Source organism: Burkholderia sp. SIMBA_051 (assembly GCF_046534915.1).
GTDB classification, from domain to species: domain Bacteria; phylum Pseudomonadota; class Gammaproteobacteria; order Burkholderiales; family Burkholderiaceae; genus Burkholderia; species Burkholderia ambifaria.
Window position 1 is genome coordinate 1 of sequence record NZ_JAWRXS010000962.1, and the last position, 233, is coordinate 233.

Sequence of the window (233 nt, forward strand, 5' to 3'; positions counted from 1 at the left end):
GTCGGCGCGCCATGGACGCCCTGTTCAGCCGGGAACGGCGGTTTGCGCCGAGGAAACGGAAAACCGCCTTCTACACTCGCAATGACGGCCGTTTCCTCGCCCCCGATGTACAAACCGGAACTGGGCACGACACCAAGCGACAGCAGGCCGCCGAGCCGCTGCTCGATCGCCGCGAACAGGCGATGCGCCCGCCACTGCTGCACGGCCTCGCGGGTGACCGCGAGGGCCTCTGG

General features: G+C 68.7%; 1 pseudogene. It reads right to left on the reverse strand.

The window, feature by feature from the left end:
* Positions 1 to 233, reverse strand: a pseudogene (locus tag SB771_RS37345) (NADH-quinone oxidoreductase subunit F); the annotation flags it as partial.